Genomic DNA, 4,387 nt, shown 5'->3' on the forward strand with positions numbered 1-4,387 from the left:
ACCATGATCCAACCCGAACGACCCAGGTCAAGCCGACCCGCCGACGAGCACCTGACCAGTCACACCGGGAGTACCCGAAGTACGGCATCATCAGCCGCTACTTCGTCTACAAGCAGGCCTTTCTGGAAGAGGCCGAACGCCTCGTGCAGGCCAACGTGCTCCCTGAGAAGGAAGACATCTACTACCTCACGTTCCAGGAACTCCACGACGTCGTACGCTCGAACAAAGTGGATGACCAGCTCATCCAACAGCGCAAGGACGCGTTCCGGTCGTACCACGCGCTCACACCGCCCCGGGTGCTCACCTCCGATGGCGAGGCCGTCGCCGGGGCGTACCGGCGCGACGACGTGCCGGCCGGTGCCCTGATCGGCCTACCGGTTTCCGCCGGAACCATCGAGGGCAGGGCCCGCGTCATCCTCGACATAGCGGAGGCCGATCTCGAAGCGGGCGACATCCTGGTCACGGCCTACACGGACCCCAGCTGGTCGCCCCTGTTCGTCGCGATCACGGGCCTGGTAACAGAGGTGGGCGGCCTGATGACCCATGGCGCAGTGATCGCCCGGGAGTACGGCTTGCCGGCCGTCGTCGGTGTGGTAGATGCCACCCGGCTGATCCGCGACGGCCAGCGGATCCGCGTGCACGGAACCGACGGGTACGTCGAGATCCTGCCTTGACCGACCACACCGAGAAGGGCCATCCGTGGCTTCCGGCTAAGACAGCGCCAAGCAGTTGATCTATGAGGCATAGAACGACGCAATGGACATGAGGCACAGAGAACCGCTGGACGGCCTCCGTGTCAGGAGAGTATCGACTTAAGGCTTGATCACGGCACCCGCTCATGAGCTGCTGCCCTCGGGGTTACGCCGAGGCGCCACGGTGAGGGTAACCGGGTCGACCTCGCTGCTGCTCCTGCTCGCGGGTACGGTGACGGGTACGGATCTGTGGAGCGCGGTGGGTGGCGCGCCTAGCCTTGGCCTGGTCGCGGCAGCCGAGATCGGGGTTTCCTTGGACCGGCTGGCGCTGGTTTTTCATCCCGGGCCGGATTTGCCGGCTGTCGTGAGTGCGCTGGTCGGCGCAATGAGCCTGGTGGCCGCCACCGGGTTGGCTGGTGTCAGCGAGGCGACGGCTCGCGTGTGGGGATCTGCCAATAAGGGTTCGTCGTTTGCTTCAGACTTCCGCTTCTATGATCGGGCGGCTGGGTCGCGCGAAAGACCGAGCATCGGCGACGCAGATCGTGTCAGGATGCTCGGCGTGTCTGGTCGCGCACTGAGCTTCGGAGTGGTGGCGGAAGCATACGAACGGTTCCGGCCGGGGTACCCCGTGGCGCTTTTCGACATGGTGATGACGTACGCCGGTCAGCCGGTTCGGACTGCCCTCGAGATTGGCGCGGGGACAGGCAAAGCAACCCGTCTGTTCGCTCAACGGGGGGTCACGGTCACCGCGACCGAGCCTGACGCGGCCATGCTCGCCGAACTGCGTAAGCACGTGCCAGCAAGCGTCAAGACCGCGCAAGCCGCGTTCGAGGACTTGCGACCGGGCGAGAGCTACGGGCTGATCTATGCGGCGGCGGCGCTGCATTGGACGAACCCGGAGGGGCGGTGGTCGCGCATGGCCTCGCTGCTGAAGCCGGGTGGCGTGTTTGCCTCGTTCGGTGGACCAGTCCAGCTGGCTGACCCGGCTGTGGAGGAAGCTGTACGCGCGGCCCGGGCACCGTTCTTGGAGAGCGACGAGGTTCCATCTCCAGATGGGACACCGCCGGGACACGACATGCAGTGGCCAGGTACGGAGCTCCAACGGTCTGAGTGGTTCGCCGATGTTCAGCAGTCCGTGATCGAGCGGCGGTCGATGGTGAGTGCTCGCGACTACATTGGCCTTCTCTCGACCGTTTCGGCTTATCTCGAATTGCCGAACTCGGAGCAAGAGCAGGTATATAGCCGGATCATGCAGGTCCTGCCTGAGACGGTCGAGATTGCCGCCGACATCACCGTCCATCTCGCGCGTCGGCGCTGCGGACAGTAGTGCCTCGATGATCAGGTTCCGCTTCGAGCTGTATCCGCTTGACGAGGTGTCGTCGTGGGGCGGTGACCAACCAACGCTGCACTGGTTCGGGCTCACCGAGGGCTGGTACTGGCTCGAGGTCGGCGGGCATCAGTTGCTGCGGCGGACCCGCCTCGATCATCCGCATCCCTACGTCGACTACTACCTGGCCCGGCTCTGGGAAGACGTCAATGTCCTCACACCGCACGTCCTCGAGCCGGTACCCGCCGATCTGCAACTGTTCATCGCCTCCTACCCCGCGCAGTGGGCATGCGATCCGCTCGCATTCGTCACCGCCGGCGACGAGGACGGATTCGGGGACATCGACCCGAGTGTGCCCGACCACCCGGTCGTCACAGCGGCGAACTGGCACAGCGAGCACTACCTGGACCTCGGTTACCTGCAGAATGCGCCGAGTCTGCGGTTCTGGCGAACCGTCCGCGGCGATCGCGACGAGATCACCGTGGACTGGCGGCACGAGGACAACGGCGAGATCGGTTTCATTGCCGACCCGGCCGTCCGGTTCTGCGTCCCGACCGCCGCGTACCTCAAGGCGGTACACATGCTCGACGAGGACTGATGACGGCGGTGCTGCAGCGGGTCGAGGAGTTGGAACGCCGTGGGGATCTGCCCGGCGTAGACGTCGACCTCGTCGGGCTGCGGCGGGAACATGAGGACCGCGCGCATTGGCTCGCCAAGAACCTCGACCGCACACCCAAGACCGACTGGGACGCCGTCCACCAGGGCGCCGACCGGCTACTCGGTGACCCACATCAGGCCAGCGTCCCGACGGCCCAGGTTGTACTGACCGGGGACATTGGTTGAGAGCAGCGCCCACGCTTTCCCTCTCCTCGACGCCTCCAACGCAGCTGCGGGATTGAGACTTACGAGGCCAACCGCTCATGTGTGTTGTGACCAGAGCTGGTCGGTTCAACACCACGTTCGGGCTGGTTGATCTCGGCCCACACCGCATCGAGGGAGAGGCCGAGGACATCGGCGATCGCCGCGATGGTCGGGAAGGCAGGGGTTGCTACGCGGCCCGACTCGATCTTCCGGAGGGTCTCCGGTGAGACACGTGCATCGAGCGCGGTCCTGAGCATCGAGCGCTCTCCCCTGGCGCGACGCAACAGGGCGCCGAGGCGCTCTCCGCGCTCGACCTCTGCGGGTGTAAGCGGCAACCTGACCATGGCTCCAATTCTAGTACCGGGATAGTATGGCCGGGATAGTTATTGGTTGCGTGAGGAAGGCGCCGCATGATCGAGATCCTGAGCCCCACCGAACTGGCCCGAGCGAAGGACACAGGCGCCCTGGTCGCAGAGATCTTGCAGACCCTGAAGAGCCGTAGCACGGTCGGCACGATCCTCCTAGACATCGACCGGTGGGCCAAGACCATGATCGTCGAGGCTGGAGCGCTGTCCTGCTACGTCGACTACGAGCCGTCCTTCGGGCGCGGGCCGTTTGGCCACTACATCTGCACGTCCGTCAATGACGCCGTGCTCCACGGGCTGCCATACGACTACACGCTTGCCGACGGCGATCTGCTGTCACTCGACCTCGCCGTCTCCAAAGGCGGAGTCGCTGCAGACTCTGCCATCAGCTTCATCGTGGGCGAATCAAAGCCCCCGGAGAGCGTCGCGATGATCAGCGCGACCGAACGCGCGCTGTACGCAGGGATAGCCGCTGCCGGACCCGGAGCTCACGTCGGCGACATCTCCCACGCCATCGGCTCCGTCCTCAGCAAGGCTGGATACCCGATCAGTACCAAGTTCGGAGGTCATGGCATCGGGTCAACGATGCACCAGGACCCGCACGTTTCGAACACCGGACGGCCCGGCCGTGGATACAGGCTGCGCCCGGGGCTGCTGCTGGCCCTGGAGCCGTGGGTCATGGCGGACACCGCCGAGCTCATCACTGATGCCGACGGGTGGACGCTCCGAAGTGCGACAGGCTGCCGGACAGCACACAGTGAGCACACGATCGCTATCACCAGCGACGGAGCCGAAATCCTCACTTTGCCGAAGCAGGCGCGCTCGTGAGGTCGGAGCCACGCATGCCCCTATGCTCCTGGCGCCTCATCGCGAATCACCGGTGAAAAGGAAGGTTGCCGAGGTTTCACGTCAACGCTGCGCTGACTCCTCGACACCCGTCTCACCGTCGCTCGCGCCTACCGGTCTCACCTGCGGCGAGACGCCTGCGAAAAACTCGCCATCAAGCCGAAGCGGACTCGCCCGTACCGCCCGCAAGCCAACGGCAACTGCCTGCGCCAGTCAGCCGCCCTTCACGCGATGAGCAATAGTCAAGAGTTGTGGATGAGAGATCTTGATTAGGCGGCTGCGGCTGGGGTCGTGGT

Annotated in this window: 4 protein-coding genes and 2 pseudogenes; 5 read left to right on the forward strand and 1 reads right to left on the reverse strand. The window is 64.9% G+C overall.

Going from position 1 to position 4,387, the window contains the following annotated elements:
* From V6U90_RS32525 to V6U90_RS32535, 3 genes and pseudogenes are all read left to right on the forward strand, one after another.
* The coding region (locus V6U90_RS32525; protein WP_334444873.1) for a PEP-utilizing enzyme at positions 1–674 on the forward strand (674 nt) is incomplete at its 5' end.
* Between the two features lie 202 nt (positions 675–876).
* Positions 877–2,019, forward strand: coding sequence for a class I SAM-dependent methyltransferase (locus tag V6U90_RS32530; RefSeq protein WP_334444875.1), 1,143 nt, complete (start codon positions 877–879; stop codon positions 2,017–2,019).
* 7 nt (positions 2,020–2,026) lie between these two features.
* Positions 2,027–2,862: pseudogene (locus V6U90_RS32535) on the forward strand (DUF5984 family protein).
* A gap of 59 nt (positions 2,863–2,921) precedes the next feature.
* On the opposite strand, the gene V6U90_RS32540 reads toward V6U90_RS32535, so the two are convergent.
* Positions 2,922–3,224 (reverse strand): helix-turn-helix domain-containing protein, encoded by a 303-nt coding sequence (locus V6U90_RS32540; RefSeq protein ID WP_334444877.1) that lies wholly within the window; start codon positions 3,222–3,224, stop codon positions 2,922–2,924.
* Between the two features lie 66 nt (positions 3,225–3,290).
* On the opposite strand from V6U90_RS32540, the gene map reads away from it, so the two are divergent.
* Entirely contained in the window at positions 3,291–4,073 is a 783-nt protein-coding gene (gene map, locus V6U90_RS32545; RefSeq protein WP_334444879.1) for a type I methionyl aminopeptidase, read from the forward strand.
* A gap of 126 nt (positions 4,074–4,199) precedes the next feature.
* Positions 4,200–4,301 (forward strand): annotated as a pseudogene (locus V6U90_RS34130) (IS481 family transposase); the annotation flags it as partial.
* Positions 4,302–4,387: the final 86 nt, after the last annotated feature.

Source organism: Micromonospora sp. CPCC 206060 (assembly GCF_036906895.1).
In the GTDB taxonomy this organism is placed as follows: Bacteria; Actinomycetota; Actinomycetes; order Mycobacteriales; family Micromonosporaceae; genus Micromonospora.